The organism is Kurthia gibsonii (genome assembly GCF_006539985.1).
Taxonomy (GTDB): domain Bacteria; phylum Bacillota; class Bacilli; order Bacillales_A; family Planococcaceae; genus Kurthia; species Kurthia gibsonii.
This window is the reverse complement of sequence record NZ_BJOB01000008.1, coordinates 63,263-86,820: the sequence shown is the minus strand read 5'-3', so window position 1 is coordinate 86,820 and position 23,558 is coordinate 63,263. Positions and strand designations below refer to the sequence as shown.

23 protein-coding genes, 2 riboswitches and 1 other annotated feature are annotated in these 23,558 nt (G+C 38.2%); of the genes, 21 read left to right on the top strand and 2 right to left on the bottom strand.

The annotated features are described in order from the left end of the window. Positions 1-287 precede the first annotated feature (287 nt). The 5 genes from metK to speB are packed head-to-tail and all read left to right on the top strand — an operon-like array spanning position 288 to position 5,082. Positions 288-1,460: a methionine adenosyltransferase gene (gene metK / locus KGI01_RS04275; protein WP_218026238.1), complete on the top strand. Its 1,173-nt coding sequence runs from the start codon at positions 288-290 to the stop codon at positions 1,458-1,460. Further along, positions 1,460-2,947, top strand: a complete 1,488-nt coding sequence (locus tag KGI01_RS04270; RefSeq protein WP_087680630.1) for an aminotransferase class I/II-fold pyridoxal phosphate-dependent enzyme — start codon at positions 1,460-1,462, stop codon at positions 2,945-2,947. Before metK ends, KGI01_RS04270 begins: the two co-directional genes overlap by 1 nt. Continuing rightward, a complete protein-coding gene (speD, locus tag KGI01_RS04265; protein ID WP_087680631.1) occupies positions 2,944-3,381 on the top strand; it encodes an adenosylmethionine decarboxylase in 438 nt (145 codons plus the stop codon). Before KGI01_RS04270 ends, speD begins: the two co-directional genes overlap by 4 nt. Next, complete coding sequence (speE, locus tag KGI01_RS04260) at positions 3,381-4,238, top strand: polyamine aminopropyltransferase (RefSeq protein ID WP_141273577.1); 858 nt, start codon at positions 3,381-3,383, stop codon at positions 4,236-4,238. Before speD ends, speE begins: the two co-directional genes overlap by 1 nt. After that, on the top strand, positions 4,228-5,082 hold the full coding sequence (gene speB, locus KGI01_RS04255) for an agmatinase (RefSeq protein WP_141273575.1): 855 nt from the start codon (positions 4,228-4,230) through the stop codon (positions 5,080-5,082). The genes speE and speB overlap by 11 nt, the downstream gene beginning before the upstream one ends. Before the next feature lie 74 nt (positions 5,083-5,156). Here the strand turns inward: speB and mscL are convergent, their stop codons facing one another. Next, complete coding sequence (gene mscL / locus KGI01_RS04250) at positions 5,157-5,546, bottom strand: large conductance mechanosensitive channel protein MscL (protein ID WP_068453620.1); 390 nt, start codon at positions 5,544-5,546, stop codon at positions 5,157-5,159. Positions 5,547-5,742: 196 nt separating this feature from the next. Here mscL and KGI01_RS04245 point away from each other — a divergent pair, with 196 nt between their 5' ends. Together KGI01_RS04245 and KGI01_RS04240 are read left to right on the top strand one after the other, a co-directional pair. Next, positions 5,743-7,182 (top strand): DHA2 family efflux MFS transporter permease subunit, encoded by a 1,440-nt coding sequence (locus tag KGI01_RS04245; RefSeq protein WP_141273573.1) that lies wholly within the window; start codon positions 5,743-5,745, stop codon positions 7,180-7,182. A gap of 70 nt (positions 7,183-7,252) precedes the next feature. Next, the gene (locus tag KGI01_RS04240; RefSeq protein WP_141273571.1) at positions 7,253-7,657 is read left to right on the top strand and encodes a hypothetical protein; all 405 of its coding nucleotides are present in this window, start codon (positions 7,253-7,255) and stop codon (positions 7,655-7,657) included. A gap of 487 nt (positions 7,658-8,144) precedes the next feature. Here the strand turns inward: KGI01_RS04240 and KGI01_RS04235 are convergent, their stop codons facing one another. Continuing rightward, on the bottom strand, positions 8,145-8,699 hold the full coding sequence (locus KGI01_RS04235) for a cysteine hydrolase family protein (protein WP_141273569.1): 555 nt from the start codon (positions 8,697-8,699) through the stop codon (positions 8,145-8,147). 396 nt (positions 8,700-9,095) lie between these two features. Here KGI01_RS04235 and KGI01_RS04230 point away from each other — a divergent pair, with 396 nt between their 5' ends. The 14 genes from KGI01_RS04230 (at position 9,096) to KGI01_RS04165 (ending at position 23,197) form a co-directional block, all read left to right on the top strand. After that, positions 9,096-10,265, top strand: coding sequence for an alanine racemase (locus tag KGI01_RS04230; RefSeq protein WP_255314730.1), 1,170 nt, complete (start codon positions 9,096-9,098; stop codon positions 10,263-10,265). A gap of 80 nt (positions 10,266-10,345) precedes the next feature. Next, positions 10,346-10,723, top strand: coding sequence for an FAD-binding protein (locus KGI01_RS04225; protein WP_141273565.1), 378 nt, complete (start codon positions 10,346-10,348; stop codon positions 10,721-10,723). Then, positions 10,720-11,052, top strand: a complete 333-nt coding sequence (locus tag KGI01_RS04220) for a D-arabinono-1,4-lactone oxidase (protein WP_170214724.1) — start codon at positions 10,720-10,722, stop codon at positions 11,050-11,052. The genes KGI01_RS04225 and KGI01_RS04220 overlap by 4 nt, the downstream gene beginning before the upstream one ends. Beyond that, positions 11,000-11,569 carry a D-arabinono-1,4-lactone oxidase gene (locus tag KGI01_RS04215; RefSeq protein WP_170214723.1) on the top strand — a complete coding sequence of 190 codons (570 nt, stop codon included), beginning with the start codon at positions 11,000-11,002 and terminating at the stop codon, positions 11,567-11,569. Before KGI01_RS04220 ends, KGI01_RS04215 begins: the two co-directional genes overlap by 53 nt. A gap of 256 nt (positions 11,570-11,825) precedes the next feature. Continuing rightward, positions 11,826-12,701 carry a branched-chain-amino-acid transaminase gene (gene ilvE / locus KGI01_RS04210; RefSeq protein WP_141273595.1) on the top strand — a complete coding sequence of 292 codons (876 nt, stop codon included), beginning with the start codon at positions 11,826-11,828 and terminating at the stop codon, positions 12,699-12,701. A gap of 33 nt (positions 12,702-12,734) precedes the next feature. After that, positions 12,735-14,402 (top strand): dihydroxy-acid dehydratase, encoded by a 1,668-nt coding sequence (gene ilvD / locus KGI01_RS04205; protein ID WP_141273559.1) that lies wholly within the window; start codon positions 12,735-12,737, stop codon positions 14,400-14,402. 21 nt (positions 14,403-14,423) lie between these two features. Next, positions 14,424-14,672: a binding site (T-box leader), on the top strand. 152 nt (positions 14,673-14,824) lie between these two features. Further along, complete coding sequence (gene ilvB / locus KGI01_RS04200; protein WP_255314733.1) at positions 14,825-16,513, top strand: biosynthetic-type acetolactate synthase large subunit; 1,689 nt, start codon at positions 14,825-14,827, stop codon at positions 16,511-16,513. Beyond that, positions 16,510-17,022 carry an acetolactate synthase small subunit gene (gene ilvN, locus KGI01_RS04195; RefSeq protein ID WP_141273556.1) on the top strand — a complete coding sequence of 171 codons (513 nt, stop codon included), beginning with the start codon at positions 16,510-16,512 and terminating at the stop codon, positions 17,020-17,022. Before ilvB ends, ilvN begins: the two co-directional genes overlap by 4 nt. A 30-nt stretch (positions 17,023-17,052) precedes the next feature. Continuing rightward, a complete protein-coding gene (ilvC, locus tag KGI01_RS04190; RefSeq protein ID WP_141273553.1) occupies positions 17,053-18,069 on the top strand; it encodes a ketol-acid reductoisomerase in 1,017 nt (338 codons plus the stop codon). Between the two features lie 89 nt (positions 18,070-18,158). Continuing rightward, complete coding sequence (gene leuB / locus KGI01_RS04185) at positions 18,159-19,247, top strand: 3-isopropylmalate dehydrogenase (protein WP_141273551.1); 1,089 nt, start codon at positions 18,159-18,161, stop codon at positions 19,245-19,247. 19 nt (positions 19,248-19,266) lie between these two features. Further along, the gene (gene leuC / locus KGI01_RS04180) at positions 19,267-20,676 is read left to right on the top strand and encodes a 3-isopropylmalate dehydratase large subunit (RefSeq protein ID WP_141273549.1); all 1,410 of its coding nucleotides are present in this window, start codon (positions 19,267-19,269) and stop codon (positions 20,674-20,676) included. A 12-nt stretch (positions 20,677-20,688) separates the two neighbouring features. Beyond that, positions 20,689-21,279, top strand: a complete 591-nt coding sequence (gene leuD, locus KGI01_RS04175; RefSeq protein ID WP_141273547.1) for a 3-isopropylmalate dehydratase small subunit — start codon at positions 20,689-20,691, stop codon at positions 21,277-21,279. A gap of 135 nt (positions 21,280-21,414) precedes the next feature. Beyond that, on the top strand, positions 21,415-21,927 hold the full coding sequence (locus tag KGI01_RS04170; protein ID WP_141273545.1) for an RNA polymerase sigma factor: 513 nt from the start codon (positions 21,415-21,417) through the stop codon (positions 21,925-21,927). Continuing rightward, positions 21,914-23,197 carry a hypothetical protein gene (locus tag KGI01_RS04165; protein ID WP_141273543.1) on the top strand — a complete coding sequence of 428 codons (1,284 nt, stop codon included), beginning with the start codon at positions 21,914-21,916 and terminating at the stop codon, positions 23,195-23,197. The genes KGI01_RS04170 and KGI01_RS04165 overlap by 14 nt, the downstream gene beginning before the upstream one ends. 62 nt (positions 23,198-23,259) lie before the next feature. Next, positions 23,260-23,368, top strand: a riboswitch (TPP riboswitch). Between the two features lie 65 nt (positions 23,369-23,433). Continuing rightward, positions 23,434-23,541, top strand: a riboswitch (TPP riboswitch). The last annotated feature ends 17 nt before the right edge of the window (positions 23,542-23,558 follow it).

The following is a 23,558-nucleotide window of genomic DNA, read 5'->3' as shown; positions in this document are numbered from 1 at the left end:
AAACTTTTTGGATTTTTTATTGACTTGTAAAAATAATTCTTTTAGTATTGAACTCAGCATAAAGAATATAGCTCTTATTAATAACCGTTGAGACGAGGGGTCAAAGATACGGTGGCCAAACAATTTTATTCATGCAGGGTAAAATCCTGTGGGCCGAACCTGAGCACAAATGGACATTTGTGAACAATAAGAGGAACAGCAGATGATACTTTTCGAAGCTTTCCTTAACATTGGGTGAGCTTTTTTTTGTGCCTAAATTTGCAAAAGTTAGGAGAATTAACAAGAAATTGGAAAAAGTATTATTTACATCAGAGTCCGTTTCAGAGGGACATCCAGACAAGATTGCCGATCAAATTTCAGACGCTGTACTTGATGCAGCACTAAGAGAGGATCCGTTTGCACGTGTAGCATGTGAAGTTTTCACTACGACGAATACGGTCATTGTTGGCGGAGAAATTACGACAACAGCTGTACTTGATTATGAAAAAATTGCGCGTGATACATTGGTGAACATTGGTTACACAGATGATGCATGGGGCATTGATGGACATACATGTGATGTTCAAGTGCTAGTGCACACACAATCACCTGATATTGCGATGGGCGTAGATGCCTCAAGCGATACACAAGATGTTGGCGCAGGAGACCAAGGAATTATGTTTGGTTATGCGACTTCTGAAACAGAGAACTATATGCCACTTGCCATTGAAATGGCACATGAATTAGTAAAACGTGCTTCGATGTTACGTAAAAATGGCGACTTCAAATGGGCTCGTCCTGATATGAAGTCACAAGTAACAATTGATTATTCAAACCGCGAGCATCCTCAAGTGGATACCGTATTAATGTCAATTCAACACGACGAAGAATATGATGAACAAGCGTTTAAAAACTATGTTAAAGAGCAAATCATTGGTTATGTAGCAGCAAAATTCAATATGAACATGAACTTCCGTATTTTAATTAATCCAACAGGTCGCTTTGTTGTAGGTGGGCCACATGGAGATGCTGGACTGACAGGTCGTAAAATTATCGTCGATACATATGGCGGTGCAGCGCGTCACGGTGGCGGTGCTTTTTCAGGAAAAGACTGTACAAAAGTAGACCGCTCAGCAGCATATGCAGCACGTTATGTCGCTAAAAATATCGTAGCAGCTGAATTAGCAGAACGCTGTGAAATTCAGTTATCGTATGCAATTGGTGTAAGTGAACCCATCAGTATTGCAGTCGAGACATTTGGAACAGAACGTGTAGCACAACAAGATATCATTCACGCGATTCGTCAAACATTCGACTTAACACCGAATGGCATTATCGACATGCTTGATTTACGCAAACCACAATACAATCAAGTTGCAGCTTATGGACATTTTGGTCGTCAAGAACTTGATTTACCATGGGAGCGATTAAATAAAGTTGATGCCTTACAGCAACTTTTAGCAGTTGCTGCGGAGCAATAATGGTCATTGTAGCAAGTGCGGAACAAACACGTTTCGCACAGGCTCAAGCCCAAACACCACTGTATGATGCGCTTGTCAATTATGCGAAAAGTGATGTCACGCCATTTGATGTGCCAGGTCATAAACGAGGTGTATTACACCCGATGACAGCGACATTAGGTGAGATGACACTGAAGATGGATGCAAACTCGATGCAAGAACTCGATTTATTAAGCCATCCTGTATCAGTGATTAAAGAGGCGCAACAACTAGCAGCTGAAGCTTTTCATGCAGATGCAGCATACTTTTTAGTAAATGGCACAACTGTCGGGATTTTAGCGATGATTTTAGCTACTTGTAAACCGAATGATGCGATACTTGTACCGCGTAATTGCCATAAATCTGTGATGAATGGCATTATGCTAAGCGGGGCAATGCCCGTCTTTATACAGCCAACTGTCGATCAACATTTTGGTATCGCACATAATATTACATTGGAACAAGTAAAAAAAGCGCTGGATGAACATCCAGAAGCAAAAGTCTTACTGATTACGTATCCAACATATTTCGGTGCGATGAATGAACTCGAAGCAATTTGCACATGGGCGCATGAAAGAGGCATGCTCGTTCTTGTTGACAGTGCACACGGGGCGCATCTTTCAGCAATTCAACAAGTTGATGCGATGCAAGCTGGTGCAGATTTAGCCACAATTAGCATGCATAAAACAGGTGGGAGTTTGACACAAAGTTCAATTTTATTACAAAATACAACACGCCTTTCACAAGGGAAGGTGCAAAAAGTATTGAATATGCTACAAACAACAAGTGCAAGTTATTTATTAATGAGCTCACTTGATGTAGCAAGACGTGATTTTGCGCTTTACGGAGCGGAGCAGCTTGAAAAATTGAAGCCACTCTTCATGACAGCAATCCAACGAATTGATGCTATGACTCATTATGAAGTTTTAAAGGAGTCTTATATGCACAAGCAGTTTGGACAAGCATATGATTGGACGAAATTAGTTGTTCGTGTAAATGATTTAGGATTAACAGGTTTTGAAGTGTATAGCCTATTGAAAAAAGAATATGGTATTCAAGCGGAATTAGCAGAAGGATATGTCGTGATGTTCGTCATCACGTACGCTGATACGGCGGAGTCGCTTAATCGCCTAGTTTATGCCTTACAAGATTTGGAGATGCGCTATGCAAAAACGCAGTCGCTTCAACTCGAAATGGTTGTGAATGATGAGATTAATCCCATCATTATGACACCGCAACAGGCAAATTATGCAGCACAGGAAATTATACCGATTGAGCAATCAATTGGTCGCACGAGTGCAGAGACGATTATGATTTATCCACCAGGTATCCCTTTAATTATTCCAGGAGAAAAAATTACACAAAAAGTCGTGACATTATATAACTATTATAATCGGAAAATTGGTAATATTCTTTCAGAAAATGAATTTCCGGAAAAAATAACGGTCGTAAAGGATGAGGATCAATGAGTATTGAATTATCAACATTAGGTAGACATGTATTAATCGAATTTTATGGTTGTCCAGCAGAAATTATTGAGCAAAATAAATTAATTGAGCAATTTATGAATGAAGCAGCCGACTACTCAGGCGCTACAATCGTAGAATCTTGTTTCCACCACTTTAATCCATATGGCGTATCAGGTGCTGTAATCATTGCAGAATCGCACTTAACAATCCATACGTGGCCAGAATATGGTTTTGCATCAGTGGATGTCTACACATGTGGTGACTCTGTTAGCCCTTGGAAAGCAGCAGAATATTTAGAGCAAAAGCTGCAAGCGAAAAAGACAGAATCATTCGAAGTACCACGTGGTATGGCGGATAAAATTCGTCAGTTCGCCCAACAAGAGATTGCAGAGATTACAGTGAAACAAGAGCAGTATGTGGAGGCGACAGTATAATGAAGAAATACTATACAGAACAATGGAGCGAAGATTGCCAATTTTCAATCGCTTACGAAGAAAAGCTGCATAGTGAAGCCTCTCCATTCCAACAAATTGATTTTTATAAAGGCGAAGAATTTGGTACATTCTTTACGCTTGATGGCTTAATGATGGTCAACGAAAAAGACGAATTTGTCTATCATGATATGATTACACATCCCGCTTTTGCGACAAATCCGAATATCAAAAAAGTATTAATTATTGGTGGAGGCGATGGCGGTACAGCACGTGAAGTACTACGCTATAAATCCGTTGAAAAAGTCGTAATGGTAGAAATTGATGAGCTTGTTTTCCGACTAAGCCAAAAATATTTACCGATTACAGCAGCTGGTGTAGAAGAAGATTCACGTATGGAAATGATTTTTGACGATGGTTTAGCATATGTTCAAAACGCACCTGACGCATCTTTTGATTTAATTTTAGTGGACTCAACAGACCCGATTTCAGTAGGGGAAGGGCTATTCACTACTGCTTTCTACCAAGAATGTCACCGCGTTCTTTCAGCAGAAGGTATTCTAATTAATCAACATGAGTCACCATATTTTGCGGAATACGCAGAAAATATGCGTAAAGCACATACGAAAATTAAGAAGATTTTTGATATTGCAAAAGTATATCAATTCCATATGCCGACGTATCCATCAGGACATTGGTTATTCGGATTCGCTTCGAAAAAATTTGATCCAATTCAAGATGTACAAGCAGAAGCATGGTCAAATTTCGGTTTACACACAAAATATTACAATACAGATTTGCATGTAGGAGCATTCATGCTGCCAACATTTGTGAAGGAGAAGTTAGCACGTGAAGAATAAAAATATTAGTACTTTTATTGCATGTGAAGCTGCATACGATGAAGCCGATATCGTGTTATTCGGTATTCCTTTTGATGGTACAACAAGCTTCCGTCCGGGTACACGATTTGCGATGCAAGCGATTCGTCCTGATTCATATGGTTTAGAAACATATTCTCCTTATTTACAACGTGATTTAGAAGATACGCGTGTATTTGATGGTGGTGAAGTAGAACTTCCATTTGGTAATACAGAAAAAGCGATGCGAGAGATTTTAGACTATACGCGTCAAGTAGTAGCAGATGGTAAAAAGTTTATGATGGTTGGAGGAGAACATTTAGTTAGTTTGCCAACGATTCAAGCAGCCTATGAAAAATATCCGAATTTACATGTGATTCATTTGGATGCACATACAGATTTACGCCAAGAATTTTTAGGTGAAGAATTATCACATGCGACAGTGATTCGTCGCTGTCATGATTTTTTAGGTGATGGACGAATCTTCCAATTTGGCATTCGTTCTGGTACGAAAGAAGAGTTTGACTGGGCGAAAGAACACACACATTTAGAACCTTTCACAGCTACAACTTTACAAGAGACAATTGAAAAGTTACGTGATGTACCCGTTTATATTACAATTGATTTAGATGTATTAGATCCAAGTATCTTTCCTGGAACAGGTACACCAGAACCGGGTGGCTGGACATATCGTGAATTAATGGAAGCGATTCAATCATTCCAATCACTCAATCACATTGTGGCAGCAGATATTGTGGAATTATCACCACAATATGACGTTTCGGGTGGTTCAACAGCAGTCGCATGTAAAACAATTCGAGAAATGCTTTTAACATTAGCGAAATAATTTCAATCTATAATAGAAGAAAAAAACAGGCTAGGGTTTACGTATAAAAAACGTCAAACTCTAGCCTGTTTATTTTATTCAGTCTTATCTTTTTCAGCTTGTGCGCGTAGCAAGTCGCGAATTTCCTTTAATACATCATCTGTTGTTTCTTTTGGAGCTTCTTCGACTTCTTCTTCCTTCTTTTTAGCAAATTGTAGTTTATTTAACGTACGTACAAAGAAGAAGATTGCAGCAGCGATAATAAAGAAGTCAAATACACTTTGTATAAATGCACCGTATTGAATGCCAAAAGCAGTTAAGTCTTCAAATTGTTTTTCTGAACCCAAAATCTTAGCGAGTAAGGGCATAATAATATTGTTTACAAGCGAACTAACAATTTTACCGAAAGCACCCCCAATGACAACCCCGATTGCTAAATCGATTACGTTACCTTTGAAGGCAAACTGTTTAAATTCGTTCCACATAGGATAAAACCACCTTTTATAAAATAATCTTCTTAACGATACCGTAACTGTACGATTGTATTCAAGAAAAAATTAAAAATAAAATAGATAATCTAACAAAAATAGGGATTTTTGAACGGGATTTGTATTAAGAATAGAAAATATCGTGCTATAATATATATTTATATATAAGCTGGAACATGAAAGGATTTAAAAAATGAATAAAGTATTTTTAGCAGTATTACTCGCTACAGCACTCGCAGCGATTGAAGGAACGATTGTTGCAACTGCAATCCCGAGTATCACAGCAGATTTATCGGGTGTTGAGCTGATTAGTTGGATTTATTCAGCTTACTTATTAGCATCTGCCATTGCCACGATTCTATTCGGTAAATTAGCCGATATTTTTGGACGTAAAAAGATGATTATTATCGGTATTGGCATCTTCGTTACAGGTTCCTTACTAGCAGGAGTATCACAATCGATGGTACAGCTCATTATTTTCCGAGCAATTCAAGGGATTGGTGCGGGTTCAATTCTTCCGATTACATTAACAATTGTTGGTGAACTATTCCCAACAGAAAAAGCACGAGCAAAAGGTCAAGGATATATTTCGATGATTTGGGGTGTCGCAGGTGTTATAGGTCCATTATTAGGTGGCTATTTAGTCGATCAACTATCTTGGCACTATATCTTCCTATTAAATGTACCATTCGGTTTAAGTGCATTATTCTTAATTGCACGTTACTACGATGAAAAAGTGCATAAAAAGAAACACCATATTGACTACTTAGGAGCAGTTATCTTTTCAATTACTGTTGTCACCTTCTTACTATCCATTATTAAAGGAAGTAACACAGGCATTTGGGGTTCAAACGAACAAATTACGTATTATGCCATTTCACTGATTGGACTATTCCTATTCATTCGTGTCGAGTTACGCGCAAAAGAACCGATTATTCCATTAACACTTTTTAAAAACCGTCGTTTAATGACTGTAAATGGGCTGACATTTATGATGATGTCGATTACAATTAGTGTTTCTGTCTACATTCCTATCTATGGTCAATCCATTTTAGGCAATAGCGCTACACAAGCAGGTTTACTTATTGCGCCGCTTACCGTTATGTGGACAGTCAGCTCTGTATTAGTTGGTACATTAGTCGGACGTTTCCCAAACAAAGTGATTATTCAAACTGGTACACTGTTACTTGTCATAGGTACAACAATGTTAGCCTTTTTAACAACTGATTCATCGTATGTATATGTGGGTATAAGTACAGCAGTACTCGGTGCAGGAATGGGGTTAATTGCGCCACTGATTATTTTAACGGTTCAAGCAGCAGCAAAACCAGATGAAGTAGGCATTTCAATTGGTTTAAATTCATTTACGAATACCTTTAGTCAATCACTTGGCGCAGCCTTTTTCGGTGTGTTATTTAACATCATGACAAGCCAGCCTTTACGCGATTTAGATAAAGGTGAGATTCAATTGAATGGCTCGTTCGATCATCAATTATTTACAAAAGCTGAAATGAATGACTTACTTCATATTATTACGAGCGGTGTACAAGTGGTTTATATCGGTGCAACTGTCTTTGCACTAATCGCTTTTCTACTAGCGACAATGTTACAAAAAAATAAAGTTCGCCATTAATGGTTTTTATTTAGTAGAACGGTGTTTTTTGGTATAATAAGATTAATCACAGGCGGAAGGGTGAAGGTTCTTGAGAATAGTAGAATTTCACGACTTTGATATATTCAATATTAAATTCGATTTATTAGAAGAAAAAGAATTACTTGAGTTATTAGAAGAAAAACAAGTGGACGTTGACGATGATGATGAGTATCATCTTGTAAAAGACGTTAAAGTGGGTTTCTCAGAAGACTTAGAAGGCGCACAAATTATTGGTCAAATTGATTTAATCGATTTACAATTCCGTCGTCATATCGAAGCAACGATTAGTGGTTATTTCACAATTGACATGGAAGGTCAAATTGATATGGAAGCTGCTTCACAAAAGATGTATGAAGACGGTTGGTATGTATTAAAACAACAATTACGCCCAATCGTAAACTTTTTAACAACGATGGATTCGCGTAAAGCGGTTCATCTACCGTTAGACTTCTAAGAATCAACAAGTATAGAATCAAAAAAAGGAGCTACATTTCGTTGTTCCTTTTTTTGTTGCGACAAAGTAGATATGGAGAGAGATGGAAAGTATGAGCTTCAAACATAGCGTGCATCGAATTTCATGGGTACCGATTATAGCCTGTATAGCTGCTGGTTTATTCATGATAGCACTCTTTTTTATTGTTGGATTTCATGTGTTTTTTGAAAAGATGCCCCTTTTCTTAATTGAATGTGGGTTAGCTGGGTTGTTTATTTATTTTGGATTGTTTTTATGGTATCAGCGATTGAAAAAACAAATGAGACAACATAAACTTCAAAAGATATATGCATTTTATTGGGTTTATTTAGAGAGACCAAGACAACTGCACGACTAAATTATTCAACAGTGATACCATGCACACGACAATAATACAAATCATCAATTAAAATAAATACAGGAGACGACATAATTTTTCATGTCATCTTCTGTATTTTTTATTTTAAAATTAATCATGTTCAATCGTGAAACCAAGACTCGATTGAAAATGTTGCAATGCCCATTCATGTCCTGTCTTATTAAAACTTGCGACACCCTTTGTATAAATAGTGCAATCGTAGCCGAGATTATAAGCGTCGACTGCTGTATGCAAAATGCAAATATCCGTGCAAACTCCAACAAGCGTTAGTTCGCGAATACCTCTTTCATTTAATAAAAGAGCAAGTGGAGTACCTGCAAAAGCACTATAACGCGTTTTATCAATCGAAAAAACATTCGGTTGACTTTTTATTTTTTCGTAAATTGTTTGAATGGAGCCATACAAGAGTCGTCCATCTGTTCCTTCTATATTATGTGGTGGGAATAGAGAAGATTCTGGATGATGTGGATCCTGCTCTTGATGTAAATCATTCAAGAAAAAAATACATTCTCCTTGCGTATGAAAAGTTTGAATCAAGCTCGAAATACATTGTTCAATCAATTGACCAGGAATCCCACACGTTAAAGCGCCATCTGTCGCGACAAAGTCACGTGTGTAATCAATAACAAGTAATGCTTTTTTCATAAAATTAATCCACTCCTTTTCAATCATTATAAGGGAGTAGACAAACGAAGACAAAAGATTGAAAAAAAGTTGTCACAAAATAGACAAAATGTTTTACTTTTTATTTTTCAAGATTTATAATAAGAACAATTCAAAAACAAGGGAGGTTTTTACAATGGAATTTTTAGAAACAAAAAAATTAAATCGTCAGGCTTTACTTTTCTTAGCAATCAATACATTAGTGATTCTCAACTTTGCGATTGATTTCTATGAATTTCATTGATGTATAATATGAACATACACATACACATAATTTACTCCTTTATTTGAAATCTGAACGAATTCGTTTGATTCTCAAATAAAGGAGTATTTTTTTTTCTTGAATGGGTATTTAATGAAATGGAGGTGTTTTTTACATTGAAGAAATATAAAAAAGTTTTTGAAACACTTGAGCGCCCATTTGCGTGGCTCGATTTAGATGCACTGGATGCAAATATTACAACTCTCTCTCTCCAAGCAAAAGAAAAGCACGTCCGTATTGCGACTAAAAGTGTACGGTCAGTGGAAGTACTTCGTTATTTAGAAGAACATGTACCGTATATGTGTGGATATATGACATATTCAGCAGCAGAAACAGACTATTTAGCACAACAGGGACTCAATCATTTTTTAATTGGCTATCCTGTTTATGAAACAGAAGCTGTTCGAAATTTATGCAAATGGATTAAAAAAGGGAAGGATATCACCTTTATGATTGATGCACTTGCGCAAGCAGGCTGGCTCCACCAAATTGCAAAAGAACAAGAAGTCAAAGTGAATGTGTGTATTGATTTAAATCTATCGATTAAAACACCTATTGTTTATTTTGGCACGCGTCGTTCATCGATTACGACAGTTGATGATGCTTCGTTATTAATCGATCAACTTCAAGCGATGTCCTCACTTGAAATTGTTGGGGTTATGGGGTACGAAGCGCAATTAGCTGGTGTTCAAAATCAGCTGAAAAATAAAGCGAAAGGCTTAATGATCCAACAATTACAGCAACAAACAAAAGAGAAGGTAACGAAGTTAAGGCAACAAATGGTGGCACTCGTAAAGCAAAAAGTAGGAGATTTACAATTTGTAAATGGTGGTGGCACAGGTAGTTTGGCGTTCACAGCGAATAGTAAAGAAGTAACGGAAGTAACAATTGGTTCTGGATTCTATGCACCGTCTATTTTTGATTTTCATAAATCAGTAAAGTTGGAATTGGCTGCTGGCTTCGCATTACGTGTTACGCGAAAGCCGACATCAGATACGATTGTTTGTCATGGTGGGGGTTATATCGCTTCAGGTATTTCAGAACAAAGAGAGCCGACAATTTTAAGTGCAGGTCTCACTTATTATCCAACTGAAGGGGCTGGGGAAGTACAAACACCTTTAAAAGTGAGTACGAAAGAGCATTATGAAATTGGAGATACAGTTTATTTTCGACATGCAAAGGCTGGTGAATTATGCGAACATTTTAAAGCACTTCACCTCGTACGCAGTGAAAAATATAAAGGAGCGTTTAACACATACAGGGGGGATGGACAATGCTTTCTATAAAAAAGATGTGACAAGGACGTTTTGAAAACTGGGCAGGGAGTGTAAAAAAAGAAGGCTGCACACCACATGAACCACAGACGATTGAAGAAATATGTACATTCGTTTCACAGGTGTATGAAAAAAAGGGGGTGGTTCGCTCGGTTGGCGCGGCACATTCTTTCAGTCCGGTAGCAAAACCAGAGCAACATCTAGTATCACTTCATCATATGCGTGGTTTATTAGATGTAGATGCGGTAACACAACAAGCGACTTTTTGGGGTGGCACTTACTTACATGAAGTAGGACCGATTTTAGCACGTTATAATTTGGCACTTGAGAATATGGGCGACATTGCAGAGCAAACGATTGCCGGAGCCATCTCAACAGGTACACATGGTACAGGTTTAAAGCTCACCTCGCTTTCTAATCAAGTAGTGAAATGGGGATTTATAGATGGACAGGGAAGCTACAGGAAGTGACGCGCAGTTCAGATGCACTCTCACAATCCCTCCATCTTTCGCTCGGTCTACTTGGCGTGATTGTCTACGTGACATTCCAAGCTGTTCCACTCTATGCACTGCAATACGTTTCACGTCATGTCGATGTAGCAGATACTTTAAAAAACGCCCATTTAATTACGCAGGCACATCGTCATGCGGAATGGTTCTACTTTCCCGGACAAATGAAAATGCAGTTGAAGACGATGCGACAAGTCGAGCCATCCAATCAAAGCAAACCCTATATTCAGCACCAAATTGATCAAATTTATCGAAAATACATTATTTCAAGCGCTCTCTACGACTTGTAAGTGGTATCCGAAAGCGACGAAATGGGTTAGTGAACTGGCAGCGAATGCTTTTCCAAATGGTTGGAAAAGAGGACTTAGTTATGAAATTTTTCCGTCTAAACGTCAAGTACGATTCGTCGAGATGGAATATGCAGTTACCATTGAACAAATGACAGCTGTTTTAGAAGAAATACATTTTGTACTTAAATCGCATCCGTTTACTGTTCATTTTCCGATTGAGATTCGTGTTGCAAAAGGAGAACGTGGCTTTCTTAGTCCAACGCAAGAACAAGATACAGCCTATTTTGCATTTCATATGTATCAAGGTATGGACGAAGAACCTTACTTTAAGTGGGTGCATACACTCATGAAAAAATATAAAGGGCGCCCGCATTTTGGTAAGATGAATGAACTAGATTATGAGCAGTTACAACAAGCCTATCCACAACTTCTACTCTTTTTAGAAGAACGTCAAAAAGTAGAACCACAAGGTGTTTTTTTAACGCCATATTTCAAGGGATTATTCCAGCTTACGTAGTAGATGCGTCTTATTTGTCTTTTGATTTAGAATTATTAAAGTTTTCTAAAAAATATTGTTTTTTAAGGAATTATGACAATTTCGAGCAGATATAAGGATGAAAACGTATTCAATGAAGATTCATTTTTTAGAATTGTTTAATAATTTAAAATATAGTATTGACGTAACTGGAAAAACGCACTATGATAATAACAATTTAAAAAACGTATTTGAAACGACCAAATAAAATTTTCAAAGGGAAAGCGATGTGAACGAAATGACAGAACAAAAGATATTTTTAGATGGAGAGTTTGTTGCAAAAGAAGATGCAAAAATTTCAGTCTATGATCATGGTCTTCTATATGGAGATGGTATTTTTGAAGGCATTCGCGTTTACAACGGAAATATCTTTCGTTTAAAACAGCATTTAGTTCGTTTATATGAATCAGCAAAATCGATTCTACTCACAATCCCTTACACAATTGAAGAAATGACAGAGATTGTAGTTGAATCTGTTCGCGTAAATGAATTGAAAAGTGCGTATATCCGTTTAGTTGTTACGAGAGGCGTCGGCAACTTAGGGATTGATCCATCAAGTTGTAAAAAAGCGAGTGTCATTGTTATTGTAGAACCACTCGCTCTATTTAAAGAAGAATTATATGAGACGGGCATTAAGATTGTGTCAGCATCAAGTCGTCGTAATCGTTCAGATGTATTGAGTCCAAAAACAAAGTCACTCAACTACTTAAATAATGTACTCGTCAAGATTGAAGCGAATTTAGCAGGCGTTCCAGAAGCGCTCATGATGAATTCAGAAGGATATGTAGCAGAAGGCTCAGCAGATAATATTTTCATCGTGCGAGGCAAAGAGCTGATTACACCTCCTGGCTATGTAGGTGCCTTAGAGGGAATTACACGTAATGCGATTCTTGAAATTGCACGTGAGCAAGGTTATGAGGCGAAGGAAGAAATCTTTACTCGACATGATGTATACGTGGCTGACGAAGTGTTTTTAACAGGAACAGCAGCGGAAGTTATCGCTGTTATTGAAGTGGACGGACGTGTCATTGGTACAGGAAAGCCTGGAAAAGTCACAAACGACCTACTCAAGACGTTCCGAAAAATCGTCGAGCAAGACGGTACAAAAGTATAAACTAACAACTTAAGAAAAATAGGCGGTGTCAGCATGCGTAGTGATATGATCAAATTAGGTGTGGACAGAGCGCCACATCGTAGCTTACTTTATGCTACAGGGATTAAGACAAAAGATTTAGAAAAGCCATTTATCGGTGTATGTAACTCATATATCGACATCATTCCAGGACACAAGCACTTACAAGAGTTCGGTGCGATGGTGAAAAAGGCGATTATTGAAGCTGGTGGTGTACCATTCGAATTCAATACAATCGGTGTAGATGATGGAATTGCGATGGGACATATCGGTATGCGTTATTCATTACCAAGTCGTGAGTTAATTGCAGATTCAGCAGAAACCGTAATTAATGCACACTGGTTTGACGGTGTATTCTATATTCCAAACTGCGATAAAATCACGCCAGGTATGCTTATGGCAGCTGTTCGTACGAATGTACCGTCGATTTTTGTTACAGGCGGTCCAATGGAAGCGGGCGTATCAGCTGATGGTGAAGCACTGTCACTTACATCTGTATTTGAGGGTGTTGGCGCATACAAATCAGGCAAAATGTCAGCAGAACAATTACTAGATATTGAGGAAAATGCTTGTCCAACATGTGGTTCGTGCTCGGGTATGTTTACTGCAAACTCGATGAACTCGTTGATGGAGATGCTAGGAATGACTGTTCCAGGAAATGCAACGATTGTCGCAACTTCTGAAGAACGTTATGAGCTAATTAAGCAAGCCGCGATTCATTTAGTCGAGATGGTTAAAAAAGACATTAAACCACGCGACATTGTGACAAAAGAAGCGATTGATGATGCGTTTGCATTAGATATGGCAATGGGCGGTTCAACGAATACCGTTTTACATACGCTTGCGATTGCGCATGAAGCAGGAATTGACTACAACATTGAAGATATTAATGAAGTAGCGAAGCGAATTCCTTATTTAGCTAAAATTATGCCAGCTTCAGACGTATCCATGCACGATGTCCATTTAGCAGGTGGTATTTCTGCTATTATTAACGAATTAGTATCCATTCCAGGAGCGATTACAGCCGACCGTATAACGGTTACAGGAAAAACATTGCGCGACAATGTAAAAGATGCTAACATTACAAACACTCAAGTGATTCGCACAAAAGACAATCCGTACAGTAAAGTTGGTGGCTTATCGATTTTATTCGGTAACATTGCACCGAATGGAGCTGTAATCAAAGTAGGAGCTGTTGATCCATCGATTACAACATTCCGTGGAGAAGCGATTGTGTTCAACTCACAAGAAGAAGCACAAGAAAAAATTGATGATGGTACAGTTCAAAAAGGACATGTTGTCGTCATTCGATATGAAGGTCCAAAAGGCGGTCCAGGTATGCCGGAAATGTTAGCTCCAACATCTGCGATTCAAGGTCGCGGACTTGGAAAAGACGTCGCACTTATTACAGACGGACGTTTTTCAGGCGCATCACGCGGTATTTCAATCGGACATATTTCGCCAGAAGCTGCTGAAGGTGGTCCACTAGCTCTTGTACAAAACGGTGATATCATCTCAATTGATTTACCAAACCGTACGATGAATGTGGAACTATCAGAAGAAGAAATGGAAGAGCGTCGTCAAAACTTACCTACATTTGAACCAAAGATTAAAAAAGGTTGGTTAGCACGTTATTCACATCTTGTCACATCTGCTTCTACAGGTGGCGTTATGAAATTCTAAAAATTCAAAATAATTAAATAATATAAAACGTTGATGAGGTTAAAGGTTTTGACCATCTATATTTTCAGAGAGCCGGGTTGCTGTGAGCCGGTAGTATAGCCAAAACTGACATCCCCTCGGAGTGGGTTATTAAACGCTACATTAGTTATTAGATAACCTCGGGCGCATACTTTTGTGCTCGTTAAGTAAAGAGATTGTTCATTCAATCTCAAGAGGCAGATTTTTCTGCAAATAAGGGTGGTACCATGAAAAGCTTTTTTCATCCCTACGTGAAGGTTTTCTTTTGCGTGGATGAAAAAGCTTTTTTCTTTATACATGTGATAATAACAAGGGAGGATCCATAAATGAATGCTCAAACTCAAGTTGAAACAACAAATCAAATCGATACGGGTGTTTCGAAAGAAGTCACACCTCGAACTAAAATGACAGGTGCAGATGTATTTATTGATGCGCTGCATAAGCAACAAGTTGAAATTATCTTCGGTTATCCAGGTGGTGCAGTATTACCGCTTTACGACGCATTATATCGTAACCCATTAAAACATATTTTAGCGCGACATGAGCAAGGTGCGATTCACTCTGCTGAAGGTTATGCACGAGTTACTGGTAAACCAGGAGTAGTTATTGCGACCTCTGGACCAGGTGCTACAAATCTCGTAACAGGTATTACAGATGCGATGATGGATTCACTACCTCTTGTCGTTTTTACCGGGCAAGTTGCTACGACAGTTGTCGGAACTGACGCTTTCCAAGAGGCAGATATTGTAGGGATTACGCAACCGATTACAAAGCATAATTATCAAGTGAAAGATGTTCAAGATTTACCGCGAATTATTAAAGAAGCATTCCATATCGCCAATACAGGTCGTAAAGGTCCAGTATTAGTAGATATTCCAAAAGATATCGCGAATACAGTATTCGATGCAGAACAATTTGATGACGATGCACCGATTCATTTACCAGGCTATCAGCCGACCACACAACCGAACTTCTTACAAATTAAAAAGGCGATTGCGCTATTAGAAGAAGCAGAACAGCCTTTAGTATTAGCAGGTGCAGGTGTTTTAGCTGCTGATGCTTCTTCTGAATTAACTGAATTTATAGAAAAATACAATCTTCCTGTAGTAAATACACTTTTAGGATTAGGTTCAATTGATGGAGAACATCCTCAATTTTTAGGAATGGCAGGAATGCATGGCACTTTTGCTGCAAATATGGCGATTACGGAAAGTGATTTACTCATCAATATCGGCGCAAGATTCGATGACCGCTTAACAGGGGAGTTAGATAAATTTGCTCAAAATGCCAAAATTGTTCATATCGACATCGATCCTGCTGAAATCGGCAAAAATGTTCCGACGGATGTACCGATCGTGGCCGATGCGAAACTAGCACTTCAGGCGTTACTATCAAAAGAAATTCATGTCCAAGATACTTCAAAATGGCAGGAATACTTAGCGCAATGTGTGGAACAATATCCACTTTGGTATGACAAGGAAGCTGCAAACGGAGAAATCCTGCCACAGCAACCACTAGAAATCATCAGTCGAGTAACAGAAGGTAAGGCGATTATTACGACTGATGTTGGTCAACATCAAATGTGGACAGCGCAATACTATAAATTCAAGCAAGATCAGCAATGGGTAACATCCGGTGGACTTGGTACGATGGGATTTGGTTTCCCAGCTGCCATCGGAGCACAATTTGCTTTCCCTGAAAAGAAAGTAGTTTCAGTTGTAGGAGATGCTGGTTTCCAAATGACTTTACAAGAACTTGCATTATTAAAAGAATTTGATTTACCAGTGAAAATTGTTATTTTGAACAATTCATGTTTAGGGATGGTTCGACAATGGCAAGAAACATTTTATGAAGAGCGTTATTCTTCTTCATTAATTCCAGTTCAACCTGATTTCGTGAGATTAGCGGAAGCATATGGTATTAAAGGTTGTCTAATTGATGACCCAGAACAATTAGAATCGCAATTATCAGCAGCAATTTTATCTGATGAAGCCATGTTAATTGATATCCGAGTGAAGCAGTTAGAGCTAGTAACACCAATGGTTGCTCCTGGAAAAGGAATTTCAGAAATGATTGGAGTGACAAAGGGATGAAAAGAGTAATTACCGTGACAGTAATCAATCAAAGTGGTGTACTCAATCGAGTGACAGGTCTCTTGATGAAACGTCAATTCAACATTGAGAGCATTACGGTGGGCCACACCGAACAAGAGGGCATTTCGAAAATGACATTCATCGTCAATGTAGATGATGAGCAGAAAATTGAACAGCTTGTCAAACAAGTTTCAAAACAAATTGATGTCCTAAAAGTGAATGATATTACGGATAAATCAATTGTTATGCGGGAACTAGCAGTCGTTAAAGTTGTTGCTCCACCGAATTTGCGCGCAGAAATTAATGCAATTGTCGAACCGTTTAGAGGAACGATTATCGATATAGGTAAAAGTGTTGTTACGTATCAAATTGTCGGTAATCCTGAAAAAATCGATGCATTTATTGAACTTATGAAAACATATGGTATTAAAGAGTTAACAAGAACGGGTGTTACAGCATTTGTTCGAGAGGCTCAAGTAAAACCTGCACCGCATCTTTCGATTTTATAATAAAACAAACAATATTAGGGGGAATTTACAATGGTAAAAATGTATTATAACCAAGATATCAACGAGGCAATCTTAAAGGACAAAAAAATCGCAGTAATCGGATACGGTTCACAAGGTCATGCACATGCATTAAACCTTAAAGAATCAGGTTTCGACGTACGCGTAGGTATTCGCCCAGGTGGATCAGCAGAGCGCGCTAAAAATGATGGTTTAGTTGTAAAAACAGTTGCAGAAGCAGCGAAAGAAGCAGACGTAATCATGATCTTACTTCCAGATGAGCGTCAAAAAGAAGTATATGAAGCAGAAATCAAAGACGGTTTAGAAGCAGGTAACGCACTTGTATTCGCACATGGTTTCAACGTTCATTATCAACAAATCGTACCACCAGCAGACGTGGATGTATTCTTAATCGCACCAAAAGGTCCAGGACACTTAGTTCGTCGTACGTACCAAAACGGTGCAGGTGTACCAGCATTAATCGGTATTTACCAAGATGCAACAGGTACAGCGAAAGATTTAGCTCTAGCTTGGGCTAAAGGAATTGGTTCAGCTCGCGCAGGCGTTCTTGAAACAACATTCAAAGAAGAAACAGAAACAGACTTATTCGGTGAGCAAGCTGTACTTTGCGGTGGCGCAGTTGAATTAGTAAAAGCTGGTTTCGAAACATTAGTTGAAGCAGGTTACCAACCAGAAATCGCTTACTTCGAATGTTTCCACGAATTAAAATTAATCGTTGATTTAATGTACGAAGGTGGAATCGACAACATGAATTATTCAATCTCTGATACAGCAGAGTGGGGCGAGTATGTTTCAGGTCCACGCGTTGTAACAGCAGCTTCTAAAGCAGCAATGAAAGACGTATTAACAGATATCCAAACAGGTAAATTTGCGAAAGAATGGATTGCTGAAAACGAAAATGATCGTCCACAGTACTCAGTGAAAAAACAAGCAGTACGCAATCACCAAATCGAAGAAGTAGGCGCTAAATTACGTGAAATGATGCCATTCGTTGGACAAAAAGTAAACAAAGAAGTTGTAACAAAATAATAAAATATGGGGTGTGGGAAGTATATGCTTCCCACATAGCACTCCATACTTGTTATTTTCGCACGATTTGATTTAAGGGGGAAATTATAATGGAAAAGAAAATTACAGTGTTACCAGGAGACGGTATTGGCCCAGAAGTAGTAACTGCGGCTGTTGAAGTATTAGGTGCAATCGCGCAAAAGTATGATCATCAATTTCATTTTGCATATGGTGCAATTGGCGGTGTAGCCATTGACCAATATCAAGATCCACTACCACAAAATACGATTTCACTATGTGAAGAAAGCGACGCTATTTTATTAGGCGCAGTTGGTGGACCGAAATGGGATCATAACCCATCAGATTTACGCCCAGAAAAAGGACTACTCCGCATCCGTAAACACTTCGACTTATTTTCTAATTTACGACCTGTGCAAGCGATTCCGTCGATGCTCAAATCATCTCCTTTAAAAGAAGATATTGTGAAAGATGTTGATCTTCTAATCGTTCGAGAATTAACAGGCGGTTTATATTTTGGAGAACGTCATCGTACCGAGAACGAAGCACTTGATTCATTAACTTATACAAGAGAAGAAATCGAACGAATCGTCGATAATGCTTTTACATTAGCACGATTACGTCGTAAAAAACTAACATCGGTTGATAAAGCCAATGTACTTGATACATCACGTTTATGGCGTGATATCGTAGATGAGAAAAAAGCACAATATCCAGATGTAGAGGTAGAGCATAGTTTAGTTGATTCAACAGCGATGAAGCTAATTACAGCACCTGCAGAATATGATGTCATTGTGACAGAGAATATGTTTGGTGACATCTTAAGTGACGAAGCATCGGTTATTACAGGTTCATTAGGTGTATTACCTTCTGCAAGTATGCGTGCAGATAACTTCGGTTTATACGAGCCAGTACATGGTTCAGCACCTGAAATTGCTGGTAAAGGGATTGCAAACCCAGCAGCAACAATTCTTTCGGCAGCGATGATGTTACAATATTCATTTGGCTTATTAGAAGAAGCAAAAGCAATTGAAGACGCAGTAGCAGCTGTTTACGAAAAAGGATTCTTTACAGGTGATATGGCGCCAAAAGGTGTAGAAACACTCTCTACAAATGACTGGACAGAAAAAGTATTACATGAAATCGAACCAGCTTATGTAAAAGAACAAACATTTATTTAATGATGATGAGGTGAAGAACATGGGAAAAAATATTATTGAAAAAGTATGGGATCAACATATTGTCTATCAAGAGGACGGAAAGCCGGATTTATTATATATTGATTTACATTTAGTACATGAAGTAACGTCACCACAAGCATTTGAAGGACTTCGTTTACATAATCGTGTATTACGTCGTCCCGATTTAACATTTGCGACAATGGATCACAACGTACCGACGAAGAATTTACCAACGATCAATGACCCAATTGCAAAAAAGCAAATTACAACACTTGCAGATAACTGTAAAGAATTCGGTGTGGAATTAGCTGATATGGGGCATCCAGATCAAGGGATTGTTCACGTTATTGGACCACAACTTGGTTTAACACAACCAGGTAAAACAATCGTATGTGGTGATTCACATACATCGACACATGGTGCATTCGGTGCGATTGCATTCGGGATTGGTACATCAGAAGTAGAACATGTCATGTCCACACAAACACTATGGCAAGCAAAGCCAAAAACATTAGAAATTCGTGTAACAGGCGAACTTGGTTTCGGTGTAACAGCAAAAGATGTCATTTTAGCAATCATCGCAAAATTCGGCATTGATGTTGGTACAGGATACATTGCAGAATTTACAGGTGATGCCATCCATCAATTATCAATGGAAGAACGTATGACGATTTGTAATATGTCGATTGAAGCAGGTGCAAAAGCAGGGTTAATTAGTCCAGATGAAACAACGGTTGAATATTTACGCGGACGTAAATACGCACCACAGGGCGAAGCATTTGAACAGGCTGCAAAAGAATGGTTAGCACTTGCAACAGACGCAGATGCAACGTATGATCGTACAGTCGTTATTGATGGTTCTGAAATTGAGCCATTCGTTACATGGGGAACAAACCCTTCAATGGGTACAGGGATTTCAAAAACAGTTCCATTTGCAAAAGATTTAGCAGATGAATCAGACCGTCAAGCGCTTGAAAAAGCACTAACATATATGGATTTAGAACAAGGAACACCAATCGAAGACATCGCAATTCAACATGTATTCATCGGTTCTTGTACAAACTCTCGTCTACACGATTTACGTGCCGCTGCAGAAGTTATTCAAGGTAAAAAAGTAGCAGATGGTGTACGTGCCATTGTCGTACCAGGTTCTTATTCTGTGAAGCAATTAGCAGAAGCAGAAGGTTTAGACAAAATCTTCTTAGATGCAGGATTTGAGTGGCGTGAATCAGGTTGTTCGATGTGCTTAGCAATGAATGAAGACGTTGTACCTGCAGGTGAGCGTTGTGCTTCTACATCGAATCGTAACTTTGAAGGTCGTCAAGGTGCAGGATCACGTACACACCTTGTAAGTCCACCAATGGCAGCCGCAGCCGCAATCGCAGGCCATTTTGTTGATGTACGAAAAGTAATGAACGTACCTGTATAGGAGGGGAATTGTATGGAACCAATTAATATCGTAAAAAGTATTGTGACACCGTTAAATCGTAAAAATGTCGATACAGATCAGATTATTTCAAAAGAGTTTTTAAAACGTATTGAACGTACAGGTTTTGGCCAATATGTATTCTATCATTGGCGTTTTGATGCAAATGATCAGCCAATCCAAGACTTCGTATTAAATCAGCCAAAATATGATGGCTCATCTATTTTAGTAGCACATGATAACTTCGGGTGTGGTTCATCGCGTGAACACGCACCATGGGCGATTTTAGACTACGGTTTCCGCGTTGTTATTGCACCAAGTTTTGCAGATATTTTCCATAATAACTGCTTCAAGAATGGAATTTTGCCGATTGAGTTACCTGTTGAACAAGTAGAGGTGATTTTAGCAAAAGCAGAGGCAGAAGATTTACAAGCCGTTGTAAATTTAGAGGAGCAAACCGTAACAGCGGGTGAAGATGTTTATCGTTTTGACATCGATCCTTACTATAAAAAAATGTTAATCAACGGTTGGGATGAAATTTCGTTGACGTTCCAATACGAAGAATACATTTCAAAATTCGAGCAACGTAAAGCACAAACTGTATAAATTACGATAAGCTATCTATGGACGTTAGGGATTCCCAATCATTCAATAGATAGCTTTTTTATTTTTAAAAATATTTTCAAAAAAATGAAACCTTTTATAAAAAGTATGCGACGATAGAGGTGAAGGGGTGAAAATATGACGATGGAAGAACTGATTGAGGCATATGCAGATTATTGTTATCGTGTCGCTTTTATTTATGTAAAAGACTGCGGAGCAGCAGAAGAAATTGTACAAGATGTTCTACTCGCACATTATCGAAATGAACATGCTTTTGAACAACGCGCCTCTTTAAAGACCTATTTAGCCAAAATAACGGTACATAAAAGTCAAGATTATTTACGAAAAAAGAAAGGGAAGTGGCGCATCTTTTTTACAAAAGAGAAGGAAGTCGACATAGGCGATTCGACGATTAACCCAGCGAATCTTTATGGAAGAAAAGAAAGAAATGGAGAAGTAGTAGATGCTGTTTTACAACTAGATGAAAAGTATCGTGCCATTATTTTATTTCATTATTTTGAGGAATATACGCTTGCAGAAATTAGTGAGATTTTATCGATTCCACTGAACACTGTAAAAACGCGTCACCAGCGTGCGAAACAGCAACTCAAACAATCGTTAAAGGAGGTTTATTTTGATGAAGAATTTTAAACAATCATTTCAACGAGAGATGAATCAATATAAAATGTCAGAACAGGCAAAAGAGCGAATGATTCAAAAAGGAAAAAAAGAGAGAAGAAAAGTCATCTATAAACCACTCCTATTAACTGCTTGTATGATGGTCGTATTCGCTGGCATTCTTCTTATGATTTTCCAACAACAAACGACACGTGTTGGACAAGCTGAAGATGGAATTCAGTCGATTCGAATTGATACAGAAGCACGTTATGAAGAAGACGGAACAACATTAACGAATCGATGGTTTTCAAGCGAGCGGGAACTATCTTCTTCTAAATTTGAAGCATTTCAAAAAAAATTAAAGGCGAGTCCTGTTATAAAAAAAGAAATAGAACCACCTTCTTTATACTATGTTGTCGAAGTAACGAAAGAGAACAACGAAGTCGAAACCTTTTTACTATTTTCGAATGACGAGGATACACAGTATTATGTAAAAGAACTTGATACAGATAAGATTTATAAATGGGCTGACAGTGTAGAGGAAACGGAACTCTTTTTCAAATTAAAACCAAGTGTTATGGAGATAGCACTCATCGCATTTATTTTCTGTATGACCACTTTATTTTCAACATTATTCATTGAAAAAGAGAAGAAAGAATCCTATGAATATCAAAATAAAGTGAAAAATATCTTCGGGAAAATAATCCTCTTTTTGAACTTGTTATTAGCAGGGTATATCTATTTGAAAACCCAAAATATTTTTTATTGTGTATTAATCGGTATATTTGTATCAATTATTGGTACATTCAATAAAAACCATATTCGAATGAGCCGTCCAAATGCCATGAAGTTATTAGAAGGAACGAAAGATATACTGGGGTACACATATGCCTTTACAATATTTATTTTTATACTGTACCGTAATCAAAACGCTCTATACGTAGGAATTGCTTTTATTGTTTTAAGCTTTATTTTATGGCTTGTCATGAAAAATCGTGAGGAGGTAACTTGTCCACATTGCGACGAAGTGCTCGACTATCGGACGGCGTGGAAACTTCAGTGGGGTATGAAGAAATATCAAACATGTGAATATTGTGCACAACCGATTTATTTAAATAAAAGGCGCATTGATCTACAAAGCTTCCTGCTAAGTCTTGTGTTAGGCGCATTGTCAATCGGAGCGAATCTATACGGAATTCACATAGCGTATATTATTGGTGTCATCATCGTTTATATGATTTACTTTATTTTATTTTCACCGCTCTTTATTCGTGTCGACAAAGAGGACAAACCACTTTGGTAATGAAAATAAAACCAACTATTGCATAAATTACTAGGGAGTGCTATACTCACCTTAACAAAATCATAGTGTGCTAGGAGTGCTGGTGTTGCCAGCTGAGATGGAGCCGTAAGCTCTGGATTCTTTCAACCTGATCTAGTTCATACTAGCGTAGGGAAGCCGTTTCGACCGAAAAAACAATTTCAGGTCCCTGTTTCGATACGTGTATGGAGACAGGGGCTTTTTCTAATTTCATAATGCTTCACCACTAGGGGTGCCGTTTTTACGTGCTGAGAGAGGTTTCGACACCTTAACCCTTATTACCTGATCTAGTTCGGACTAGCGTAGGGAAGTGGCATGCGATGATTCTGTCATTTGCAGCCAT